Origin of the sequence: Polluticoccus soli, assembly GCF_029269745.1 — a bacterium.
GTDB classification, from domain to species: domain Bacteria; phylum Bacteroidota; class Bacteroidia; order Chitinophagales; family Chitinophagaceae; genus Polluticoccus; species Polluticoccus soli.
On sequence record NZ_JARJHT010000001.1, the window covers coordinates 2361222 to 2385058 of the forward strand.

Sequence of the window (23837 nt, forward strand, 5' to 3'; positions counted from 1 at the left end):
TACGCCTTATTTTTTTTGTTACAAATTCTTACATCCTTTTTGCTTCGTCTGTAACATTTTCGCGCTGCTTGCCGTTGGTTTCGCGACCGAAGTTGTAGACAAAGCTGAGGCCATAGTGGATAGTATGGTATTTGAATTGACCGTTGGCAATGACTTCACCCGTATTAGAAGCCCATATATGCCTGTACGCCAGGAATGGATCTTCGATGTTGAGTGCAATGGTACCCGAGTCTTTCAACACTTTTTTTGATACCCCTGCTGATGTCCATATCGCTGGTTTAACACGGGTGTACAAACCATCCTGGTAAGGACCGGTAAAGCCAATATGTGTCTCTGCCTTCCAGCCGTCTTTAAATGCAAACTGGCTATCAAGGTCTACGCCCCAGCCGCTGCCAGATCGATGTTCTTTTGTATTGGCATTATAGAAACTGGTATAGCTGGCCCAGCCGTTGATACTGATCTCCCACCAGTCGAGTAGTTTTTTATACATGCTGGCAGATAAACCTGTATTAGATCCCTCGGCTATATTGATAAACTGACGATAAGCGGTGTTGGGTTTGCTGTCTTTAAAGGTTACGGCGTTCATGCCGCTTGTAGTTTTTGAGTACCATGCGCGTGTCGTGAGCATACTATTGTATACGTGCGTCAGCTCAACATCGGTCGTTATTTCAGGGTTTAGCTCGGGGTTACCTATTTCGTAATAGTACTGCGAGATGTATTCTGCAAAAGGATTTAGCCTGTTATACTGCGGCCTGTTTATGCGGCGACCGCAGTTGAGTTGGACCTCGTTCTTTTTGTTGACGGTGTACGAGATATAAGCTGTCGGGAAGACGTTGGTGAAATGTCTTTCGAAATACTGGTTGCCTATATCCTGCAATCCGCTGGTGTTGGTATTCTCCATGCGCAGGCCAGCCTGTGTTTTCCAGCGCTCGCCAAACTGGTGGTTCACCGAAAAATAAGCAGCGTTGATATTCTCTTTATACACGAATCGGTTAGTGCGTGCACTGTCGTATACCCACCCCTCGGGAGTGTAAATATCGAACATGGCATTGTTGTCAGTTGTTGTGTAACTGCATTTAACGCCGGCTTCTATTTTCGTTGTTTTAGATAGTTCGCCAGTATAGTCAGACTTCAGACTTTTAGCGTCTATGGTTGTGGGTGTCCAGCTCCTCACCAGCAGGCCGTTACCCAGGTCTTCGCCCGACAACTTTTGATTTTTATTGTCTAATAGCTGGCGGCTTTTGGTGAAGTTGCGGGTATAGTCAGCATTGGTGATGATGTTATGCTTGTTGTTGATCTTGTTTTTCAGGTAAGCATTCGCAGCGATCCTTTTACGTAAGAAGCCACGCTCATGCAGGGCATGGCTAAAGAAGGTAGCTGACGACGCTACGTCTGTGATATAATCCTTCGATTCGTCGAGCTGGGTATTGGGATGGTAATTATAGTTTATCAGCACACCGCCGATGGTTTTGTCGTTTACATCATAGTCGGCGCCTGCACGAACCATCGCATCCGAAAAGTGTTCTTTCATAAACGCATCACCTTCCATATGTGTCAGGATATTCTTTTCATCATCTACCAGGTCACGTTTATAGTCGGCCCGTAAAAAGCCTGTGGCTTCCATGTAGCTGGCATTGATATAGCTATTCAGCTTTCCTTTCTTCCACGTTAGGCGGCCATTGTTGTGAAATGTTGGGTAGATACCGTATCCCGGTGTAATATTGATGCTGCCATTGAAACCTTCTTTCCTGTTCTTTTTTTGTACAATGTTGATGATACCACTGCTGCCTTCGGCATCATAGCGCGACGAAGGTTGAGTGATCAGCTCGAGTTGTGCCACATCATCCGACGGCAGCGACTTCAGGTAATCTACCAGCTCTCTTCCCGATAAATATGTCGGGCGTTCGTTAATAAGCACTGTAATGCCTTGCTTGCCTTGTATGGAAATGTTGCCTTGCGCGTCTATTGTTACCCCTGGTGATTTTACTAAAACATCATAAGCTGTGCTACCTATAGCCTGCACCATCGAGCCGACATTCACTACCATTTTGCCCGGACCATTCTCTATGAATGGCTTACTGGCTGTTACAGTCACCTGGTCGAGTGTACCGGCTCGTTTATCCAGCACCACATCCAGCCGGGCCGATTGGCTCTCCGGCACCGCCAGCTTCTTGCTGACAAATCCCAGTGCCTGTATATCCAGTAGGTATTTGCCGTTTACGACCTTGTCAAAGCTGTATTCGCCGTTCTCTGTGGTTAGCGAGGATTGTACCCAGGATGAATCGGAGGCTTGTAGCAAACTGACTGTTGCAGAAACTACAGGAGTGCCGGTGTTGTCTTTGACGGTTCCGGCAAGGCGCCACTCCTGTGCAGACATGCTATAGCTGCATAGCATGAGGAGGCTTGTAAAGATGCGGTTCATAAGGCAGTGTTTGGATGGTTGTCAGCGCACGGGCCAATTGCACACATCCAAGTTATTGGTGATTTGGATAGGGTTGAGGTTTGCCAGTGTTAAAAAATATATAATATGTGGTTTGTTGTCTTTTGTTGTCGGTTTTGGGTTGTGTATGATTGTGTATTTTCTGATTGCTGTTATTCCTATTCCGTGTTACCTTCTTCTATTCTTTTGTCTTGAAACAAAAGAATAGAAGCAAAAGAAAAATTCAAGGCTTGGCAAAACGGCTAAAAATTCATTTCACTCCGTTGTAGCGAAAAAAGCTTACTGTCAACGTTATCGCTTTATTCGGCATTTCTATCGTTCAGCATCGGTTGTCTATTCGTCATTTTCGCTACGGCCACTGCGTTCAATGAATTTTCTTAACGCCTTATTTGCCTATGCCGGTTAAGGATGGGGTTAGATTACAACTGATTTGAGGTTTAGACTGGATTGTTGACATTTGTTGATGTTGTTAGCGCTTTTCCCGATTGATGATTTTAGCAATAATCAATATTATATAAATAGCAAATATTTTACAAAATAACGAAATTGCAAAATACTATCCGGCCTACGGAATGCGAGTTGGCTTCTTCCTCTCTTCTAGTTCTCTTAAGTCCTTTTCCTTCAGCTTTTGCAATAGTTCTTCTACATCCGGTTCTTCTAAAATTGGGTCGCCCCAGGCTTGGAGATTGATGGCTATTCCCAGGTTAAGGTCTACGATTCTTTTGGTTATTTTAGGGTCGACTTTAAGTTGGCCGAGATTCCAGTAGCCGCTATAGTAAAGGCAGGTTGCGACGATATACGTTTCGGCTTTTTGAGCCAGCGCGCGTATGCCTTCTTTGTCATCATCAAGAAGGTCAACCAGCTGAAGTAGTTTATCATCAAAAAATCCTGGGTTAGGATTAGGTTCAATAAAAATAGCACTGTCCTTGTGTTCAACCTTTGCCTTAGGCGATTTGAGCTCTCCTATTCGACGTGCGACCTGCGTGTCGAGTCTGGTAAGCGCTGCCATTTCTTCAGCTGTCAATGTTTCGGATTCGGCAAGGAGGAATATATCGATCTTCGGAAGCGCATCCATCCAGTTCAACTGTATCTCATCTTTCGTATCTACCCACGCACCGTAGTAAAAGTCTTGTCCGCGTACGGCAAGATAGACTAACGCCCTTTCTGGATTGGTCATGTCTATATGCACTACCTTCGGTTTGCCATTCTCGTAGTCTATCTGATGAGCAGTGAGAAATTGTTCGAGCATTGCCCATGTAGGATTATTAACCTCGGCAAAAACTTTTTCCAGTATCAGGGCTTCTTTGTTTTGTTGTTCCATCGCTTCAGTTAAATCAGAGAGTTCAGCTCAATCTCGACTATTCTAAGGTTCTCATCGGATTGTTAACATTTGTTGACGTTGTTAGCGCTTTTTTTAATTATTGAAAATGCTAACAATCAATGTCTGTTTGCTCTTCGTTTTATCTATAACAAATATACAAAGAAAAATTATTTTAACCAAATTTTCACCTGCTGAGTTTTGGTGGAGGCACAGAATTTGAGCCTTTTATTGTGTAAAATATTTCACCATGAACAGGGGCTATAACGAAGAGCGGTATCGCCCGCTCGATGATGACTGGCAGAACCAACCGCGAACGACAAAGACCTCACGCTCTGATGAGTCTGAGGATGATGAAAAACGCCTGGAACATAAAGACGAAAGAACCAGGCATTCACCTGAGTCGGATTCGAATGAGCAGGAAAAGGATAGTGAGGCGCCTGAGTAACTCTAGAATATCTCCAGCAACTCCTGCAGGCTTTCTACCTCGTGTGTGGGATTGTGATCGTGCTCTATGCGGGCCGGGTTGTAGTACACCTGGTCCCAACCGGCGTTGTAGGCACCCTTGATGTCTATTTCCAGTGCATCACCTATCATGATGCTATCGTTAATAGTGCCGCCGGTAGCTTTCAGCGCGTAATCAAAGATGTCAGTATGAGGCTTGAGGCAATTGCTTTTCTCAGACGTGATGATCTCTTTGAAATAAGATGCAATGCCTGAATATTGCAGCTTCATCCACTGGGTGTTTTCAAACCCGTTAGTGATGAGGTGCAACTCATATTTCTTACTGCAGTGCTCCAGCACTTCTTTGGCATGGGGAACCAGTAAGGTTTGCGTGGGCAGCATCTCGAGGTAAGCGCTGCTCAGCTCATGCGCCAGTGCAGTGTCACCTATTTTGAAATCGAGTAGTGTCAGCCAGAAACGCTTCCAGCGCAGTTCATCGCGCTTGATGTATCCCGAGCGGAAACGCGTCCAGAGTCTATCGTTGTGGTAATTGAAGATATCGAGGAACTCTGTGAAGGGCGCAATGTTGCGTTCTTCCAGCTTGTACTCGTTATACAAATGCAGCAGTGTCACTTCTGAGTTTTTGTCAAAATCCCAAAGCGTGTGATCAAGGTCAAAAAAGAGGTGCTTATACTGCTGTGTCATTCTTCTGCAAAGTTACCGGAAACTAATAAGCCGCGCGGACGCGGCTTATTGAAAAATATGATCAGGATGTAAAATCCTCGGTGTGCTACTACTTTTTACGGTGGTAGATCTTGTCTTCGTTGAATTCTGTAATAGATTGGAGCGAAGGATTAGCCATACGCTCATAGATACGAGATATCTCGATCTGCTCTTTATTCTCGTGAATTTCTTCCAGGTTGTCCGCATGAACGGTAAACTCATCGAGCTTGCGGTGCAGTTCTTCCTTCATGGTAACGGCAAGCTGGCTGGCGCGGCGCGATATTACCACGATAGACTCGTACAAGTTGCCTGTTTTTTCTTTCATGGCAACCACGTCACGTGTCTCGATCAGGGGATTAACTGACGCTAATGCTTTTTTACTTGTGCTCATTGCGTATTTTTTTTATTTGATAGTCTGCTAATGTAAATACTTTTTCAGCATCGCGAAGATACGTAGACTTCGGATAGGTGTCAACTAATTCTTTATAAGCCTCCACAGCGCTGGCATAGCGCTCTTCCTGCTTGGTGGTGATGCTGGCTTTTGCATAGCGGTACCATGCACGTACGATCATGTAGTGGTAGAAGTCAGCGTAGGCTGATTCAGGGTAGTTGCGCAACAGGTTTTTGTAGGCAACACCGGCAGCTTTATAGTGGCCAATGTTGTAATATAACTTAGCTGCATCCGCATCCTTGGTTTCCAGCTTCTGGCGGCCTTCAAAGATGATCTTGTTGGCCTCTGCCACGCGCTTGGATTCCGGGTGAGTATTGATGAACGACTGCATAGCCTCCAGTGCTTTTATCGTATTGGTCTGCTCCAGCGATGGCTTAGGAGACAGCTTATACAGGGCGTAAGAGTGCATATATTCCATATCTTCCGCATCCTTGCTGTTGGGGAAGAAGTCGACGAAGTTCCTGAAGTGGTAAGATGCCGACAAGTAGTCTTTCAGGTTGTAATAAGACCATGCGTACCTATAGTACATAGGCTCATAGTTCTTGGTGTTCTTCATTACGGGAATCAGGTTCTCGTACACCGCAATTGCCTGGGCATATTGCTTCTTATCGTAATACTGGTTGGCCTTTGTCAGCTTGAAGTTGACATCATTGCTTTTCAGGACCTTCTCGTAGCTGTTACAAGCTGCGAACGAAACGGCAATGGCCAGAAGGATGAATAAATTTCTAACGCGTAGGAGCATAGAGGGCTGCAAAAATAGCTAAAATAGATGTTGTGTCCTAATGGCCTATATAAAGGTCTGTTAAAACGTTGCCAATCACGTAATTCACCGGTTTTCCACATTAATCCACAGGTTTTTCACACTGAGTTGCGCACATGGTGTGCTTATTTGGCTCAAAGCATTGACTGTAAAGGGTTTTCGCCACAATCAGTTTGTGGAAAAATAGGAAGTGTAATATTTGTGGTAGTTCGTGGGAATTTGTGTTATTTTGTGGGTAAATCAGGTAATTCCAGTAATGACAAGCTTTTTAGGCGAATATGAAGTAGCGATGGACTCCAAGGGGCGCTTTTTGCTCCCTGCAGGTTTCCGCAAGCAACTACCGGAAGGTAGCGGCGAGCGCTTCGTTATTAACCGTGGCTTCGAACACTGCCTGACCATGTACACCATGGATAGTTGGAATGTATTATCAGAAAAGATCAATCGTCTGAACGATTTCAATCCTAAGGTTAGGGAATTCAAAAGGCTCTTCCTGAACGGGGCGACAATTATTGAGGTAGATAGCGCTGGTAGGGTGTTGTTGCCAAAGCCGTTGCAGGAATATGCGGGCATGAAGAAAGATGTCATAATGTCTGCGCAGGGCAATAAAGTGGAATTGTGGGATAAAGATACTTATTACAACTACATAAATCAGCATGCTGCAGGGTTTAGCAACCTGGCGGCAGAAGTGGCCGGTGGCGATTTTATTAACCCTTTTGAAGGTTTATAATATGAGCGATCCCACTTTTTACCACACAACGGTTCTTTTGAAGGAGGCTGTGGACGGTTTGGCTATAAAAAAGGACGGTGTGTATGTAGATGCAACGTTTGGCGGTGGCGGACACAGCCGGGAGATCTTAAAAAATTTAGGTGAGCAAGGCAAGCTGATAGCTTTTGATCATGATGCCGATGCCTGGAGGAATAAACCAGAAGACAGCAGGTTGCTGCCGGTGACAGAAAACTTCAGGTATATCAGGAAGTTTCTGAGGCTGCATGGTCAACCTGAAGTTGACGGCATACTGGCCGATCTCGGGGTAAGCTCTTTCCAGTTCGATACGGCAGAGCGCGGTTTTTCCATCCGCTTCGACGGTCCGCTGGATATGAGGATGGACAAACGCATAGAACTGACGGCCGAGCAGGTATTGAAAACCTACAGTGAGCAGGAGCTACATAAAATGTTTGAGCAGTACGGTGAAGTGAGGAATTCGAAGCAGCTGGCAAAGCATATAGTGACGAATAGGGATAAGGTGAAACTGAATACCATTGATTCTTTGAAGGCTATGCTCGCGCCAATAATGAAGGGTAATCCAAACCGTTATCTGGCACAGGTTTTTCAGGCTTTGCGCATTGAAGTGAATGATGAAATGGGGGCGCTGAAAGACTTTCTGCAGCAAGCGGCACAGAGCCTGAAACCTGGAGGAAGATTAAGTGTGATCACCTTCCACTCGCTTGAGGATCGACTGGTGAAGCAGTATATGAAAAAAGGGACCTGGGACGAAGTGGAGACAGATGTGTTTGGCCGGGTAACAGAAAAGCCGGTGCTGAAGCTGGTGACGGCAAAACCTATAGAACCTACAGAAGAAGAAATAAAAAACAATCCACGTGCGCGCAGTGCACGTTTGAGAATAGCAGAGAAAGCAGAATGAGCGAGCAAGTAAATGTACAGGAGCAGGGGCAGACGCCTGTACAGCGTGTCCGGAACGACTGGAAGACGCTGGTGGAGAAAATATCCTACAATGCGATAGTGAGCAATGTGCCCTACCTGGCTTTTGTGGCGGTACTGTGCGTGCTGTACATCAACAACACACAACGCGCAGTAGAAATGCAACGCGAGCTGAACAAGCAGAACAAGATACTGAAGGAATTGCGCTGGAAGTATATGGACATAAAGACCCAGCTGATGTATACGAGGATGGAGACACAAGTGATCAGAAATGCATCGGCTATTGGGCTGAAACCATTGATATTGCCGGCGTACACGATAGAAAAAGATTCAGCGGCCACAAAACCTGTTGACTAAAAATTGAAAGTTAAAAAAGACATACGGTTCCGTGTTTATGTTGCCTTCACCTGCATTTGCCTGCTGGGTGTTGCGGTGCTTATAAAAGCTGCACACATACAGGCGGTGGAAGGGCCGAGGCTGAAGAAGATGTCGCAGGAAATGCACACCCGCACCACTAATCTGCCTGCTGAACGTGGTAATATATATACCGAGGACGGCCAGTTGTTGTGTTCCACTATACCCCAGTTCGATGTGCGTATAGACTTTAGTGTTATTGATAAGGATACATTCAATGCAAAAGTGGATAGCCTGGCCCTGTGCCTGTCGCAGCTGTTTCGCGATGGTTCGCCCGAAGCATATAAGCAACAACTTACACTGGCGCACAACCAGAAGAAGCGTTACTTCCTGCTGAAAAAAAATCTGCCTTACTACCAATACCAGACGGTAAGGTCGTTCCCGATTTTTAATAAAGGCAAACGCAGGGGTGGCTTTATTGAAGAGCCGAAGAGCAAACGCATCAACCCGTATGGCATGCTGGCTTATCGTACAATCGGCCTGTGGCGTGCTAACAGCCAGGCCATCGGTATGGAGGCCACTTATGACAGCGTGCTGAATGGTGAAGACGGCACCCGTATAGAGCAGAAGATGACCGGTAACGTTTGGGTGCCGGTTGAAGGTGCTGAGGTAGAGCCGCAGGATGGCAAGGACCTGGTTACAACATTAGATATAGGCATACAAGATGTAGCTGAGCATGCTATGATGAGCGTGCTGCAACAATACGAATGTTTGTATGGTACCTGCATCGTGATGGAAGTAGAAACAGGAAAGATCAAGGCACTGGTAAACCTGGGCAGGCAAAGGAATGGTAGCTACTGGGAAGATTTCAACTACGCAATGATCCCAACTGAGCCAGGCTCAACATTCAAGCTGATGACCCTGATATCGCTGTTGAACGATGGTTATGTAAACGTGGAGAATAAAGTGGACTGCCAGGGCGGACAAATGAGGTTTGGTAACCGTACAATGCGTGACTCGCACCTCGGTCTAGGCTCGCTGACTATTCGTGACGCCTTCGCGCATTCATCGAACGTAGCCATGGCCAAGCTGGCGTATCAATATTATTATAAGAATCCGCAGCACTACGTAGATAACCTGAAGAAACTGCACCTGCACGAACGTACTGGTATCGATATAGCTGGTGAACGCAGGCCACTGGTAAAATCGCCGGCAAGCAAAAGCTGGAGCGCAACGACGCTGCCCTGGATGGCGCACGGTTATGAAGTGTTGATCAGTCCGCTGCACACCTGCATGATCTATAATGCAGTTGCCAACAACGGCAGGCTGATGCGTCCTTACCTGATCAGCGCCGTGCGTGAATATGGTAAGAATGTGAAAACATTCCGTCCGCAGGTGATAGAAGACGCAATTGCTGATTCAAGCTCTATCAGGCAGCTGCAGGCGTGTATGCGCGAAGTAGCCATCTCGGGTACGGCGAAACATATTCAAGGTCCGTTCTACAATATAGCAGGTAAAACAGGTACTGCGCAGGTAGCAGATAAAGGTATCAAGTACAGCGACCGTGTTTATCAAGGTTCGTTCGTGGGTTACTTCCCGGCTGAAAAGCCTAAGTATACAGTTGCAGTTGTTGTTCGTACCAAGCCGCACTCGGGTGCTTATTATGGTGGTACCATTGCTGCGCCTGTGTTCCGTATGGTGGCCGACAAAATATTTGCTTCGTCGAACGGTGCGTGGGGTGGTCCACTGGACAGCCTGGCCGGTATTAGCAAGAACAAGATGCTGGCGCAACAGGCTACAGCGCGTGCTTACTACACGCTGCTCGGTAGCCTGGGTCAGAAGGTGGAGATCGAGCCGGGTAACCAGATAGCCCAGTTGGTATCTGACACGGTGAAAAAGCAAATGCAGCTGCAACCGGGTAGTGTAGTGAAAGGTCTCGTGCCGGATGTGAGCGGACTGGGTTTGAAGGACGCTGTGTATTTATTAGAAAAAGAAGGACTGAACGTACACATAAAAGGTCGCGGAAGGGTGACGATGCAATCGATAGCACCGGGTAGTCCTGCGGCAAAAGGACAAACTATAGTACTGCAACTAAGCTAATGGTAACGCTAAAAGACATATTGCTTCCCCTGCAACCGGTAAAAACGGTTGGTGATACTTCTGTGGAAGTAAAAAGCATTGCCATTGACTCGCGCAAGGTGCAGCAGGGAACTGTGTTTGTTGCCGTGAAAGGTACCGCTGTTGATGGTCACCAGTTCATTGAGAAAGCGATCGAGCTGGGTGCTGTTGCGGTTGTTTGTGAAACAATGCCATCGTCGCAGAAAGAAGGCGTGGCTTATGTGCAGGTAAAAGATACCGCTGAAACTGCAGGTCTGATGGCTGACGCGTTCTATGGCAATCCGTCTATGCAAGTGAAGGTAGTAGGTGTTACCGGAACTAACGGTAAGACTACAGTTGCTACCTTATTATATAGGCTGTTTTCAGGGTTGGGTTATAAATGTGGACTGATCTCTACTGTGCAGAATCATATCGGTGATGAAGTAGAGGTGTCAACCCACACGACTCCTGATGCAATATCAGTGCAATCGCTGCTCGCGAGAATGGCAGAAGCAAAATGCCAGTATGTGTTCATGGAAGTGAGCTCACATGCCGTGCACCAGCGCAGGATAGCGGGGTTAAAATTTGCTGGCGCGTTGTTCACCAATATCACGCACGACCATCTTGATTACCACAAGACATTTGACGAATATATAAGAGTTAAGAAAAGGTTCTTTGACGATCTGGGCGAGGACGCTTTTGCGCTCACCAATGCTGATGACAAACGAGGCAGCGTGATGTTGCAAAACACCAAAGCAGAGAAAAACGCCTACAGCCTGAAGGCTCCGGCCACTTTCAAAGGAAAGATACTGGAGAATAACCTGACTGGCTTGGTGATGACGGTCGACAATCATGAAGCACACTTCAGGATGATCGGCACATTCAATGCCTACAATCTCCTGGCTGTTTATGGTGCTGCGGTATTGCTGGGTGAGGATAAAATGAAAGTGCTTTCTGTGCTGAGCGATCTGCATGGTGCGCCGGGAAGATTTGAGACCTATATGTCACCGAATGACAAGGTGCTGGGTATAGTGGACTATGCCCACACGCCCGATGCCTTGATCAATGTTCTGGCTACTATCAACCAGCTGCGCACAAAAGGTCAGCAGGTGATAACAGTTGTAGGCTGCGGCGGTGACAGGGACAAAGCAAAGCGTCCCATTATGGCGGAAGTGGCCTGCGAACACAGTGACAGGGTGATATTGACAGCGGATAATCCGCGTAGCGAAGATCCCGAAGCGATACTGAATGAAATGGAGGCCGGTCTGACTGCCGCGCACAGAAGAAAAATGCTGCGCATCACCGACAGGCGCGAAGCGATAAAAACGGCATGTGCTCTGGCTCAGCCCGACGATATACTGTTGATAGCAGGAAAAGGGCATGAGACATACCAGGAAATAAAAGGAGTGAAAACACATTTTGATGATAGAGAAGTGTTGACAGAGGCTTTTAAAACACTTAATAAGTAAGAGAAGATGTTATACTATTTGTTTACATACCTGCGTGAGCACTTCGGCATGTTCGGAGCGGGGGTGTTTTACTACATCACCTTCCGCACGGCGATGGCTATCATGCTCTCGTTGTTCATCACTACGGTGTGGGGCAAGCAGATGATCAACTATCTGCAGCGTAAGCAAATAGGCGAAACTGTGCGCGACCTGGGCCTTGAAGGTGAAAAGACCAAACGCGGTACGCCAACTATGGGCGGACTCATTATTCTCTCCGGTATCCTGATACCGACACTATTGTTCTCGCGTTTTATCAATGTGTACGTGATCCTGATGATCGTGTCGACAGTGTGGCTGGGCGTGGTTGGGTTCCTGGATGATTACATAAAGGTGTTTAGGAAGAATAAGGAAGGTCTTGCTGGTCGTTTCAAGATATTGGGTCAAATAGGCCTGGGCCTGATCATTGGTCTGACCATGTATTACAACGACAACGTAGTAGTAACCCGCCAGGTGATAGAAGGGCAGCCAATTATTCAAAATGAGACGGAGGAGATCATCTCTAAGCCTTACACGCGTAAAGATGAGACTGGTACTAATATCAAATACGTAACAATTAAAAGCGAGACCACCACTATTCCATTCGTTCGCTCGCACGAACTGAGTTATGCGGAAGTGGCATCGTGGATAAGTGAAGGTGCTGTGAAAACACTGGCTCCGATCATTTACGTACTGTTCGTCATCTTCATTATTGTGGCTGTATCGAACGGTGCGAATATCACAGATGGTATTGACGGCCTGGCAACAGGAACGTCGGCTATAATTGGTTTGTGCCTAGGCGTGTTTGCTTATGTGTCGGGTAACTACATTTTTGCCCAGTACCTCGGCATCATGCACATCCCTAACCTCGGCGAGCTGTCGATTTTTATTGGTGCATTTGTTGGTGCGTGTGTAGGATTCTTATGGTACAATGCCTACCCGGCGCAAGTATTCATGGGGGATACCGGTAGTCTTGCATTGGGTGGTATCATCGCTTCGCTCGCCATCATCGTAAGAAAAGAGCTGCTGATACCTATTATATGCGGCATCTTCCTGGTGGAGAATCTGTCGGTGCTGTTGCAGGTAGCTTATTTCAAGCATACCAAGAAGAAATATGGCGAAGGCCGGAGGATCTTCCTGATGTCGCCGCTGCATCACCACTATCAAAAATTAGGTTATCACGAAAGTAAAATAGTAACACGATTCTGGATCATCTGTATCATACTGGCGATACTAAGCATTGTAACATTAAAGCTGCGATAAAAAGTTGGACACACACACAAATAAACGACTGGTTGTTCTTGGTGCTGCTGAGAGTGGTATCGGTGCTGCGCTGCTGGGTAAACAGCAGGGTTGGGATGTGTTTGTGAGCGACGGTGGCAACATCAAGGAACAGTATAAAAAAACACTGCAGGATGCGCAGATAGCATTTGAAGAAGGCGGCCACACGCTGGATAAGATATTGAATGCTGAGGTGCTCGTGAAGAGTCCCGGTATTCCTGAGAAGGTGGAGATCATGAAGAAGGTGCGTGCGGCAGGTATTGAAGTGTGCAGCGAGATAGAATTTGGATACAGGTATAAAGGCGATAGCAAGATAATAGCCATTACGGGTAGTAATGGCAAGAGCACAACGACGAAGCTGACGCATCACTTGCTGACAGATGCAGGGTACGATGCGGCGCTGGTAGGCAACATAGGTTACAGCTTTGCCCGGCAGATAGCAGAAAGACCGGCAGAATGGTATGTGATGGAGATAAGCAGCTTTCAGCTGGATGATATTCACCAATTCAGGCCCGACGTGGCAGTGCTGCTGAATATCACACCCGATCACCTGGATAGGTATGATTACAAGTTTGAAAACTACATAGCATCAAAATTCCGTATCGCCGAAAACCAACGACCACAAGACTATTTTATCATTAATAAAGACGACCAGGTAATTACTAACTATCTCACAACCCATTCTATTAAATCACACCCAATCAAATTTACGATGAGCGAACAACTACAAACGAAAGAAGGTGGATACATCAGCGGTAATGATATGCATATTCAATTCGGCGGCGAAGATCTGAATATGTCAATTCACGACCTGGCATTAAAAGGAAAGCACAATCAATCTAACAGCATGGCAGCAGGTATTTCGGCACGTATCGCAGGTATCCGTAAAGAGAAGATCAGGGAGAGCTTTAGTTCGTTTGAAGGCCTGGAGCACAGGTTGGAGTTTGTGGCAACTGTACGCGGGGTGGATTTCATCAATGATAGTAAAGCAACCAACGTAAACTCAGTATGGTTTGCGCTGGAAAGTATGACCAAGCCAACCATTTTGATACTGGGTGGCCAGGATAAAGGAAATGATTATAACGAGATCATGGAACTGGTCGAGGAGAAAGTAAAGGCCATCGTATGCATGGGGATCGACAATGCACCTATACATGCTGCGTTTGAAGGTAAAGTGGGTTCAATAGTAGATACAAAGAGTGCAGTAGAAGCAGTGCAAGCTGCTTATTCGCTGGCTGACAAAGGTGATGCAGTGTTGCTGTCGCCGGCATGTGCCAGCTTCGATCTGTTCAAGAATTACGAAGACAGGGGCACGCAGTTCAAAGCTGCTGTGCACGAACTATAATAAAAGGTAACAATAAGCGCCAGTGATGAAGAAGATATTTCAAAAGACGAAAGGAGACCAGGTGATCTGGGCGGTAGTACTGATACTATCGTTCATCAGCCTGCTCGCTGTGTACAGCTCCACTGGTACGCTTGCTTATCGCATGGATAAAAATGCGAGTTACTATTTAGTGAAACAATTATTGGTACTCGGCCTTGGCCTGATGATCATTTACTGGGTGCACAAAGTGAACTATACCAAGTTTGCTAAAATAGCGGTGCTGTTATATATGATCAGCCTGCCGTTGCTTGTGTACACGCTGTTCTTCGGCGCCAAGATCAATGAAGGTTCACGTTGGATCAAGCTGCCGGTTATTAACCTTACGTTCCAGAGCTCGGATCTTGCCAAGCTGGCGCTGTTCATGTTCCTGGCGAGGTTGCTGAGCATGAAGCAAGGTGTGATCAAAGATTTCAAGAAAGGGTTTATCCCGGTGCTGGTGCCTGTAGGCCTTACCTGCATACTCATTGCCCCGGCCAACCTGTCTACAGCCTTGATGTTGGGTCTTACCTGCTGTATCCTGTTTTTCATTGGCAGGGTAGATGTAAAGCACATTGCTTTGCTGGCCTTTGGAGGATTGATCGGTGTGATACTGCTCTTTACAATATCTAAAGCAACCGGTTTTGGCCGTGCGGCAACCTGGGAAAAACGTATTGAAGATTTCGTTGGTAGTGATAAGGATGGCGTAGAAAAAGAAGATGTATACCAGGTGTTGCAGGCGAAGATCGCCATTGCAAACGGAGGAGTTACAGGTATGGGGCCTGGCAATAGCATGCAGCGTAACTACCTGCCTGAGGCGTATTCAGACTTTATCTTTTCGAGCATCATCGAAGAGTATGGACTGATAGGTGCGGCGGTGCTGATATGTTTATACCTGCTGTTCCTGTGGCGAAGCATTTTGATATTCAGAAGATGTCCTTATGCGTTCGGGGCCTTCCTGGCAGTTGGTTTGAGTATCACCCTGGTGTTCCAGGCCATGCTGAATATGGCGGTGAACGTACACCTCGTACCGGTTACGGGTCTGACGCTGCCACTGGTGAGCATGGGTGGTTCTTCTATATGGTTCACCAGTATCGCGATAGGTGTTGTGTTGAGCGTGAGTCGCTATGTAGACGAGAATGAAGGAAAAATAAAAGCAGAAAAGGCAATAGCAGAAGAACCTGCAGAAAACGAAGAGGAAAAAGAAGCAGCAGCAAAACCAAGAACAAGAAAACCGAAAGTAGCTGTATCGTAATATGAAAAAGATGCGCGTTATAATAGCAGGTGGTGGCACAGGGGGGCATATATTTCCCGCTGTGGCTATAGCGCATGCTTTGCAGCGCCTGCAGCCTGATACAGAGCTATTGTTTGTAGGTGCGCTGGGTAAGATGGAAATGGAGAAAGTGCCGCAGGAAGGTTTTAAGATAGTAGGGCTAGACATAGCAGGGTTTAACCGAAGCAATATGCTGAAGAACCTGATGCTTCCGTTCAAGATATTCAAGAGTCATTTGAAAGCTAAGAGCATTATTAAAGAGTTTCAGCCGAATGCTGTGGTGGGTGTTGGTGGTTTTGCCAGCTTCCCAATGCTGAATGCTGCACAGTCGATGGGCGTACCTACGCTGGTGCAGGAGCAGAACTCTTATGCCGGTAAAAGCAACAAGATACTCGGCAAAAAGGCTAAAGCGGTTTGTGTGGCTTATGAGCACATGGAGAAATTCTTCCCTGCCGATAAGCTGATACTGGCAGGTAACCCGGTGAGAAAAGTGATCTCGGGCTCGACCGTGAGTAGAAGCGAAGGGCAGGCTTTTTTCAAACTGGATCCAAACCGTAAAACAATATTGATAGTAGGTGGTAGCCTTGGTGCCAAGTCTATCAACGAAGCGATAGACGCAGGGCTGGCAGACTTGACCAAGGGAGACGTGCAGTTGGTGTGGCAGACAGGTAAGCCATATTTCGAACAAGCGAAGAAAGCAGCTGAGCCTTATGGTGATAAAGTGAGAGTGTTCGAGTTCATCCGCGACATGGATAAAGCTTATGCGGCGGCCGATATGATCGTGTCACGCGCGGGTGCTCTGGCCATAGCTGAGATGTGCATCGCAGCAAAGCCGGTGATCTTCGTTCCGTATCCGTACGCGGCTGAAGACCACCAGACGAGCAATGCGATGGCTTTGGTCGAGCACAATGCAGCACAGATGGTGAAAGACAACGAAACAAAAACTGAACTGGTAAAGAAAATAAAAGCACTCCTGCACAATGCATCGATGCAGGAGATCATGCAGCAGAGTTTGAAGAAGATGGCGATCAAAGATGCAGATGAAAGGATAGCGGCAAAAATCATTGAAATAGCAGCGTAATATGAACGTGCAGGAATTGAAACGGGTTTATTTTGTGGGTATCGGTGGCATCGGTATGAGTGCGCTTGCGCGCTTCTTTAACGAGCGCGGTGCCGTAGTGAAGGGTTATGACCGCACTGAAACTGAGCTGACGAAAAAGCTGGCCGAAGAGGGTATGGAAATACACTATACCGATGATGTAGCCCTGCTGGACAAAGAAGCCGAACTGGTGGTGTATACCCCTGCTATTCCTAAAGAGCATACAGAATTCAATTGGTATAAAGACAACGGTTATCCGGTATACAAACGCAGCGACGTGTTGCAGTGGATATCTGAAAAGATGTTTGCGGTGACCGTTGGTGGAACTCATGGTAAGACGACCATCTCAACTATGACCGCCTACCTGCTGCGTGAAACAGGATATGGCTGTAATGCTTTCCTGGGTGGGGTTTCGGTGAATTATGGCAAAAACTACTGGAGCAGCGATAACCAAACTGCCGTGATCGAAGCGGACGAGTATGATCGTAGTTTTTTAAAGCTCCGTCCTGATATAGCTGTGTTAACAGCAATGGATGCCGACCACCTGGATATCTACGGTACGGTAGAGGAGTTGGAGAAAGCGTTCATTCAATATACACAAAACATTAAGAGCGGTGGCACATTGTTGGTGAAACATGGGTTAGAAAAGGCGCATGCTTTGAAAGCACCTAATACTATCACCTACAGCCTGCAAAACGATGCAGCGGGAGTATATGCAGCCAACATAGTTCAGAAAGAAGGCGGCTATATCTATGATGTTATTGGCTCTGATTGGAAGATAGAAGGTGTACGCCTGCCGATAGGCGGAATGCATAATGTTGAGAATTCAGTTGCGGCTATCGCCGTTACCCAGCTTTTAGAAATAGATGGAGAAAAAGTAAAAGCCGCGCTTGCCGGATTCAAAGGCATTAAGCGCAGGTTTGAGTATATCGTGAAGACCGAAAAGATGGTGTATATAGACGACTATGCACACCATCCCGAAGAGTTAGCGGCACTTATTGCCAGTGCTAAGCGCCTGTTTCCCGGCCGTAAATGCGTGGTTGCATTCCAGCCGCATCTGTTCAGTCGTACCCGCGACCTGGCAGATGGCTTTGCGCACAGCCTGGACATGGCCGACGAGGTGATACTGCTGGACATCTACCCTGCGCGCGAGCTGCCTATGGAAGGCGTAACCTCGCAGATGATCGCTGGCAGGATGGGTAACCCGAGCCATACGATACTATCGAAAGAAGGATTGCTGAAATACGTTGAAGCCGCGCCGCTGAGCCTGTTCATTACAGCAGGCGCCGGTGATATAGATAAACTGGTAGACCCCATCAAACAGATACTGGAAAGTAAATGAGCGTAAAGCGTAAAATATCGATCCGCAAAATATTGCAGCTGTTCGTTACCATAACGGTGACAACAGGCAGCGTCATGGCAATACTCAGCGCTTCTTCTGTACAAAAGCAGAAGAAAGTAGCCGGCATCGATATCCGCATCAAGAACAGCCAGTACCATTTCATAGACCGCGAGCAGGTGATGGAAATGCTGCAGCAGGAGCGGAATATGGACCTGTCGAATATCAGGCTGAACAAGATCAACGTACACCAGCTGGAAAGCGTGCTGGACGCCAATCCTTGGGTGGCGGATGCACAGGTTTACGTGGATGCAAAACAATATCTACATGTGTGGATAACTCAGCGCGTTCCGGTAGCCCGTTTGTTTGAACAGGATGGCAATAGTTATTATCTTGACGAAACTCTAAAGGCGATGCCTTTATCCAGCAAATACAGCCACTATACTACAGTGGTGACCAATGTTCCGGTGTTGAAAGATGATAGCCTTGGCAACGCGCTGAAGGCCCAGGTGGTGTCTCTCGTAAAATTCATAGACAAAGACAGTTTCTGGAATGCCCAGGTGTCGCAGGTGATCATGACCGACGACAGAAAATTTGAGCTGGTGCCAGTACTTGGCAACCACCGCATCCTCTTCGGCGATACGACGCTGATGGAAGATAAGTTCAGTAATCTGTTCGCCTTCTACAAAAGAGTGCTCAACAGGATAGGCTGGGATAAATACGAAACACTGGATGTCCGGTATGCAGGTCAGCTGGTGGCTTCTCCCGCCCTCGAGTGGAAAAAGCCTGCCGACAAGATGATGAGCAATATGGATTGGGTGAAGAGCATCATCGGCAACGAAGCAGCGCCTTCTTACTCGGATACGCCAAATATTGTCATCACCAATACGATAGTGAATGTGACAGCGCAGACACCAGTGCCAGCTAAGCCGGCAGCACAACCTGTACAGGCTGCTGTGATCACTAAGCCTGTGCCAGTAGTTGCAGCTGCGAAAGTTGTTACAGCGCCAGCTAAACCAGTGCCACAACAAGTGAAGGTACTGCCTATGGCAAAAGCTGCGCCAATACCACAGCCTGTAAAGGCAGTCGCTAAAGCGCCGGTAAAACCAGCGGTTCAGCCAATAGCTAAACCCACAGTGAAGCCTGCAGCGCAACCTGCAAAAGCTGTCGTTGCTAAGAAGCCAGTGCCGCAGCAAGCAAAAGTTGTAGCTAAAGTACCTGCAAAACCAGCAGCACAACCTGCAAAAGCTACGGTAGCTAAGAAGCCAGTAACACAACCGGCAAAGGTTGTAGCAAAAACTCCGGCAAAACCTGTACAAAAAACGAAAACGCCGCTGGCTGCAAAAGCAACCACCGCTGCAAAAAACATCAAGACAACAAAGGCACCTGTTAAGCAGGTAGCTCAGAAAATAGAACCTAAGAAACCGGCAGAGAAACCTACTGCGCAAACCACCGTGAAAACACGCGCTGTAGAAGCACCGAAGGTTGATAAGAAAGAGAAAAACACAAAAGAGAAACAAACAACAGAGAAGTCGCCTAAGTATATATACCAGGGCAACTAAAATGACTCAGTAAAACGCGCAATATGAACACAAAAGAGCAACCCATCATTGTCGGCCTCGACATCGGAACTACCAAAGTGGTAGCCATTGCCGGGCGCAAGAATGAATTTGGAAAACTGGAGATCCTTGGCTTCGGACGGGCGGAGTCAACGGGTGTGAGCCACGGTGTGGTAATGAACATCGAACAATGTATCCGTTCTATCGAACAGGCGATAGATAAGTGCATCCAGTCGAACCCCAACCTCCAGATCAAAGAGGTGTATGTGGGTATAGCCGGACAGCACATCAAGAGCCTGCAGACACGCGGCGACAGGGTTCGTTCTCGCACCGACGAAGAGATCAACAAAGAAGACATTGACCTGCTGGTGCGCGACCAGTATAAAACTTATATCCCTGCCGGCGACCAGATCATCGATATCGTGCCGCAGGAGTTTACGGTAGACAATACGCCAAGCGTATTGGATCCGATAGGTATGAGTGGCGTGAAGATCGGCGCCAACTTCCATATCATCACCGGAGACCGCAACGCGATACGCAATATCAAGCGTTGTGTTGACAAGTCGCAGCTCATTACCCGTGACCTGGTGCTGCAACCACTGGCGTCTGCAGCCGCAGTAATGAACGACGAAGACCTGGAAGCAGGTGTTGCTATAGTTGACATTGGTGGTGGTACTACCGATATGGCCGTATTCTATGACGGTATCCTGAAACACACAGCCGTGATACCTTATGCAGGTGTGAACATCACCAACGATATCCGTAACGGTCTTGGTGTATTACGCGCACAGGCGGAGCAAATGAAAGTGCAGTTTGGTACGGCGCTGGCTGAAGAAGCCAATGCGAATGCATACATCACCATCCCTGGCCTGCGTGGTTTGCCACCGAAAGAAATATCGGTGAAGAACCTGGCGCACATCATACAAGCGCGTATGCAGGAGATACTGGACTACGTGGTGTATCACCTGAAACAAATAGACCTGGATAAACGTCTCTATGGCGGTATCATCCTTACAGGTGGTGGTGCTCAGTTGAAACACATCATTCAGTTGACGGAATATGTAACCGGTCTTGGTGCACGTATCGGTCTGCCGAACGAACACCTGGCTGGTGGACACAATGACGCCATGATGAACCCGATGTACTCAACCTGTATCGGTCTGATACTGCGCGGTTATCATGACTTCGAGAACGGACGTATGCGTTTCATTGGCGAAGGTGGCAACTACATGCACATCAGCGAAGAGCAAATGAAACCTGTGGTAACTGAAATGAAACAGCAGGCTGCAGAGGTAGAAGAGGAAGAAGACACAGAAGCATCGGAAGCTGCACAGCAAAAACAACAAAGGCGCAACGAGAAGATGAAGAGCCTGTTCGACGGACTCAAAGGAAAGTTCATGAGCTTCTTTGAGGAAGTAGAAGACCAGGAAATAGAATAACGAATCCCATTAAATCGACAATAAAACCATTTAAAAATTACTAACCCAACAAAATAAACCGGTATGATACACTTCGAAATTCCAAAAAATCAATCGTCCATCATCAAGGTGATAGGCGTTGGTGGTGGCGGCGGAAACGCTGTTAACTACATGCACAATCTCGACATTGAAGGTGTTGATTTTATCGTGTGCAATACAGACTCGCAGGCGCTGGCGCTGAGCCCGGTGCCGAACAAGATCCAGTTAGGACCGCACCTTACACAAGGGTTGGGAGCCGGTGCGAATCCTGAGATCGGTAAGCAGGCTGGTGAAGAGAGCATGGAGGACATCTCTAAAATTCTGAAAGTAAATACGCGCATGGCATTCATCACTGCAGGTATGGGTGGTGGCACCGGTACCGGTGGCGCGCCAGTAGTAGCTAAAATATGCCGCGATCTCGGTATCCTGACGGTGGGTATCGTTACTACGCCATTCACTTACGAAGGACGTAAGCGTATGAAGCAGGCACAGGAAGGTATCGACCGTATGCGTGAGCATGTTGATACGATCCTGATCATCTCAAACGATAAGCTGCGCCAGCAGTTCGGCAACCTGCCGTTCACACAGGCGTTCGCTAAGGCTGATGATATCCTGGCTACAGCTGCAAAATGTATCACAGACGTTATTAACACTACCGGTCAGATAAACGTTGACTTTGCTGACGTTTGCACGGTAATGAAGAACGGCGGTGTGGCTATCCTCGGTAGCGCATCAGTAGCTGGCGACAACCGTTCACTGCATGCAGTAGAACAAGCGTTGAACTCTCCGCTGCTGAATGATAACGACATCCGTGGTGCTAAATGGATACTGCTGAACATTACTTCTGCTGCAGGTGAATTTGAACACACCATGGACGAAGCAGAAGCAATACAAGCATACGTACAGCAAATGGCTGGCGATGATTGCGATGTTATCCTAGGTATGGGTCACGACCCTGCCCTGGGCGATAAGATAGCTGTAACGGTAATTGCAACTGGCTTCAATCACAAAGAAGTACTTGCTAATATGCCTGCGCGCCGCAGCAATGAGCCTGAAAAGATCGTAGTGAAACTGGGTGATGTGGCTAGCGTTACTCCTGCGCCTGCGGCACCAGCTGCTCCTGCCCAGGATGTGACAAACGCTTTAGCGCCTACGCTGGTAGAAATGGAAGCGCCTAAGAATGCATACTCTATCGATCCAAAGCCGGCTTTCCCTGTACAGGAAACACAGCGCGAAATGTTCACGCTGGATGTTATTCCAGCAATGGAAGCTCCGGTGGCTAAAGTAGAAGAAACGAAAACTGTTGAAGAGCCAGCACTGCAACTTGTTATTAAGAATGAAGAGCCGGTACAGCCTGCGCAACCTGAACCAGTAAGATATGGTAGCCATGTAATGACCGAGTTTGAACTGGAAGAGAAAAGGCGCTTTGAAGAGCAAAAGCGTGCGCTGGAAGAGCGTGCTGAACGCCTGCGCCGCATGAGCTTCAACGTAAAGGGTAACGAAACTACAGATGATGTAGAGAACGTGCCTGCTTACGTTCGTCGAAATGTGGACATAGACAGCAATGGCGTTGCATCTTCACAAACCTTCTACAGCGGATACAGTGTTGGCGTAAATGGCCAGCAAAACAACAACCAGGCTTCTATCCAAACCATCAATACTTTCCTTGATGGCAAGAAGCCGGACTAACTAGTCTCTTTTGTTATATTTTCATATTGCACAAAGCCCCTGTTGTCTAACGGGGGCTTTTCATTTTATTTAACACGGACCATATTAAACTCTTTTGTGCAGCTCAGGTCTATTCTTGTATAAACACGAAGAGAAGATATGAGACAGATGATTTTTGCGGCTACACTGGCAGGGGCTCTGCTCCTGGGCAATTTCGCCAATGCCCAGCCGCGCGGTAAACAAGACAACCGCAAAAAGAGCCAGCAAGAGCGTATACAGGACGGCGTTCGTAACGGAAGCATCACCCACAACGAGGCAATGCGCCTTCAGATGCAGCAAGCCAAGCTGCGCGGCTACAGGCAAATGGCCAAAGCTGATGGAAGGGTGAACCGTAAAGAACGCGGCCTGATGCGCAACGAAATGCAACGTGCCAATAGGAACATCTACCACGCAAAGCACAACGGTCAGTTCCGCAAAGGTGGTGGTTATGCCCAAAAGGGTGGACAGGGATTCAATGGGAGAGAAGGATTCCGTGGCGGTCACGGCGATTTTCATAGAAGAGGCGGTCAGATGGCTTTCAAAGGGCAAGGATTCCGGGGCAATGATGGCGGCCAGTTCCGTAAAGGAGACGGCGGCAACAATTTCAAAAGTCAGGGCTATCGCGGACGGGATGGATTCCGTGGCGACTACCGCAAGGGAGGACAGGATAATAAGAAAGGTGGAACTGAACGCCTGAAGGACGACAAGGCCGAAGGCAAAACGACCTGGCAGTTGAACAATGACAGCCGGAAGGGTTCCTGGGAGTTGAAATAAATAGGGTGTGTTTTATATATAGGTAAGGTTTAGAAGGACCAAGCCCGCCATTTTTGGCGGGCTTTTTTGTCATATTAATATCATTAATTAAAAAATCTCTCAGGCTACCCAACTATAACCTATTGTTTTTCAGTCTTATTTTAGACCTTTAGGCAAAATCCAAGGTTAACGGAACAGGCTGGTTCTAAATTGTTTAGGAAATTGGCGCAAAATTTGTTTTAACTTTTTCGCAACTTTTGATACTAAGAATTCGGCTC

The 23837-nt window shown here is 47.3% G+C and carries 20 protein-coding genes; 15 read left to right on the plus strand and 5 right to left on the minus strand.

All coding sequences use genetic code 11. The features are described from left to right. Positions 1 to 28: 28 nt before the first annotated feature. Both P2W83_RS10285 and P2W83_RS10290 read right to left on the minus strand, forming a co-directional pair. The gene (locus tag P2W83_RS10285; RefSeq protein WP_276133638.1) at positions 29 to 2422 is read right to left on the minus strand and encodes a TonB-dependent receptor; all 2394 of its coding nucleotides are present in this window, start codon (positions 2420 to 2422) and stop codon (positions 29 to 31) included. A 583-nt stretch (positions 2423 to 3005) separates the two neighbouring features. Then, positions 3006 to 3761, minus strand: a complete 756-nt coding sequence (locus P2W83_RS10290; RefSeq protein ID WP_276133639.1) for a DUF4279 domain-containing protein — start codon at positions 3759 to 3761, stop codon at positions 3006 to 3008. Positions 3762 to 4008: 247 nt separating this feature from the next. Here P2W83_RS10290 and P2W83_RS10295 point away from each other — a divergent pair, with 247 nt between their 5' ends. Further along, positions 4009 to 4206, plus strand: a complete 198-nt coding sequence (locus P2W83_RS10295; protein WP_276133640.1) for a hypothetical protein — start codon at positions 4009 to 4011, stop codon at positions 4204 to 4206. A gap of 2 nt (positions 4207 to 4208) precedes the next feature. On the opposite strand, the gene P2W83_RS10300 is transcribed toward P2W83_RS10295, so the two are convergent. The 3 genes from P2W83_RS10300 to P2W83_RS10310 all read right to left on the minus strand — a co-directional run bounded on the left by P2W83_RS10300 (position 4209) and on the right by P2W83_RS10310 (position 6118). Then, positions 4209 to 4907, minus strand: a complete 699-nt coding sequence (locus P2W83_RS10300; protein WP_276133641.1) for a YjjG family noncanonical pyrimidine nucleotidase — start codon at positions 4905 to 4907, stop codon at positions 4209 to 4211. An 88-nt stretch (positions 4908 to 4995) separates the two neighbouring features. Further along, positions 4996 to 5316, minus strand: a complete 321-nt coding sequence (locus tag P2W83_RS10305; protein WP_276133642.1) for a DNA-directed RNA polymerase subunit omega — start codon at positions 5314 to 5316, stop codon at positions 4996 to 4998. Further along, positions 5303 to 6118, minus strand: a complete 816-nt coding sequence (locus P2W83_RS10310; protein ID WP_276133643.1) for an outer membrane protein assembly factor BamD — start codon at positions 6116 to 6118, stop codon at positions 5303 to 5305. The genes P2W83_RS10305 and P2W83_RS10310 overlap by 14 nt, the downstream gene beginning before the upstream one ends. Positions 6119 to 6392: 274 nt before the next feature. Between P2W83_RS10310 and mraZ the strand changes: the two genes are divergently transcribed. The 14 genes from mraZ to P2W83_RS10380 all read left to right on the plus strand — a co-directional run bounded on the left by mraZ (position 6393) and on the right by P2W83_RS10380 (position 23580). Beyond that, positions 6393 to 6863, plus strand: a complete 471-nt coding sequence (gene mraZ, locus P2W83_RS10315; protein ID WP_276133644.1) for a division/cell wall cluster transcriptional repressor MraZ — start codon at positions 6393 to 6395, stop codon at positions 6861 to 6863. Between the two features lies 1 nt (position 6864). Then, entirely contained in the window at positions 6865 to 7779 is a 915-nt protein-coding gene (rsmH, locus tag P2W83_RS10320) for a 16S rRNA (cytosine(1402)-N(4))-methyltransferase RsmH (RefSeq protein WP_276133645.1), read from the plus strand. Beyond that, positions 7776 to 8153 (plus strand): FtsL-like putative cell division protein, encoded by a 378-nt coding sequence (locus tag P2W83_RS10325; RefSeq protein WP_276133646.1) that lies wholly within the window; start codon positions 7776 to 7778, stop codon positions 8151 to 8153. The genes rsmH and P2W83_RS10325 overlap by 4 nt, the downstream gene beginning before the upstream one ends. Positions 8154 to 8156: 3 nt before the next feature. Then, positions 8157 to 10250 (plus strand): penicillin-binding protein, encoded by a 2094-nt coding sequence (locus tag P2W83_RS10330; RefSeq protein ID WP_276133647.1) that lies wholly within the window; start codon positions 8157 to 8159, stop codon positions 10248 to 10250. Beyond that, a complete protein-coding gene (locus tag P2W83_RS10335) occupies positions 10250 to 11716 on the plus strand; it encodes a UDP-N-acetylmuramoyl-L-alanyl-D-glutamate--2,6-diaminopimelate ligase (RefSeq protein WP_276133648.1) in 1467 nt (488 codons plus the stop codon). The genes P2W83_RS10330 and P2W83_RS10335 overlap by 1 nt, the downstream gene beginning before the upstream one ends. Before the next feature lie 6 nt (positions 11717 to 11722). After that, a complete protein-coding gene (gene mraY, locus P2W83_RS10340; protein ID WP_276133649.1) occupies positions 11723 to 12994 on the plus strand; it encodes a phospho-N-acetylmuramoyl-pentapeptide-transferase in 1272 nt (423 codons plus the stop codon). A 4-nt stretch (positions 12995 to 12998) separates the two neighbouring features. Beyond that, on the plus strand, positions 12999 to 14357 hold the full coding sequence (murD, locus tag P2W83_RS10345; RefSeq protein WP_276133650.1) for a UDP-N-acetylmuramoyl-L-alanine--D-glutamate ligase: 1359 nt from the start codon (positions 12999 to 13001) through the stop codon (positions 14355 to 14357). 25 nt (positions 14358 to 14382) lie between these two features. Continuing rightward, positions 14383 to 15627 carry an FtsW/RodA/SpoVE family cell cycle protein gene (locus tag P2W83_RS10350; RefSeq protein WP_276133651.1) on the plus strand — a complete coding sequence of 415 codons (1245 nt, stop codon included), beginning with the start codon at positions 14383 to 14385 and terminating at the stop codon, positions 15625 to 15627. Between the two features lie 10 nt (positions 15628 to 15637). Further along, positions 15638 to 16726: an undecaprenyldiphospho-muramoylpentapeptide beta-N-acetylglucosaminyltransferase gene (murG, locus tag P2W83_RS10355; RefSeq protein ID WP_276133652.1), complete on the plus strand. Its 1089-nt coding sequence runs from the start codon at positions 15638 to 15640 to the stop codon at positions 16724 to 16726. 1 nt (position 16727) lies between these two features. Then, positions 16728 to 18086 (plus strand): UDP-N-acetylmuramate--L-alanine ligase, encoded by a 1359-nt coding sequence (gene murC / locus P2W83_RS10360; RefSeq protein WP_276133653.1) that lies wholly within the window; start codon positions 16728 to 16730, stop codon positions 18084 to 18086. Further along, complete coding sequence (locus P2W83_RS10365) at positions 18083 to 19645, plus strand: cell division protein FtsQ/DivIB (RefSeq protein ID WP_276133654.1); 1563 nt, start codon at positions 18083 to 18085, stop codon at positions 19643 to 19645. The genes murC and P2W83_RS10365 overlap by 4 nt, the downstream gene beginning before the upstream one ends. 23 nt (positions 19646 to 19668) lie before the next feature. Next, positions 19669 to 21081: a cell division protein FtsA gene (gene ftsA / locus P2W83_RS10370; RefSeq protein ID WP_276133655.1), complete on the plus strand. Its 1413-nt coding sequence runs from the start codon at positions 19669 to 19671 to the stop codon at positions 21079 to 21081. Between the two features lie 63 nt (positions 21082 to 21144). After that, positions 21145 to 22788 (plus strand): cell division protein FtsZ, encoded by a 1644-nt coding sequence (ftsZ, locus tag P2W83_RS10375; RefSeq protein WP_276133656.1) that lies wholly within the window; start codon positions 21145 to 21147, stop codon positions 22786 to 22788. A 138-nt stretch (positions 22789 to 22926) separates the two neighbouring features. Next, positions 22927 to 23580, plus strand: coding sequence for a hypothetical protein (locus P2W83_RS10380; protein ID WP_276133657.1), 654 nt, complete (start codon positions 22927 to 22929; stop codon positions 23578 to 23580). Positions 23581 to 23837 lie beyond the last annotated feature (257 nt).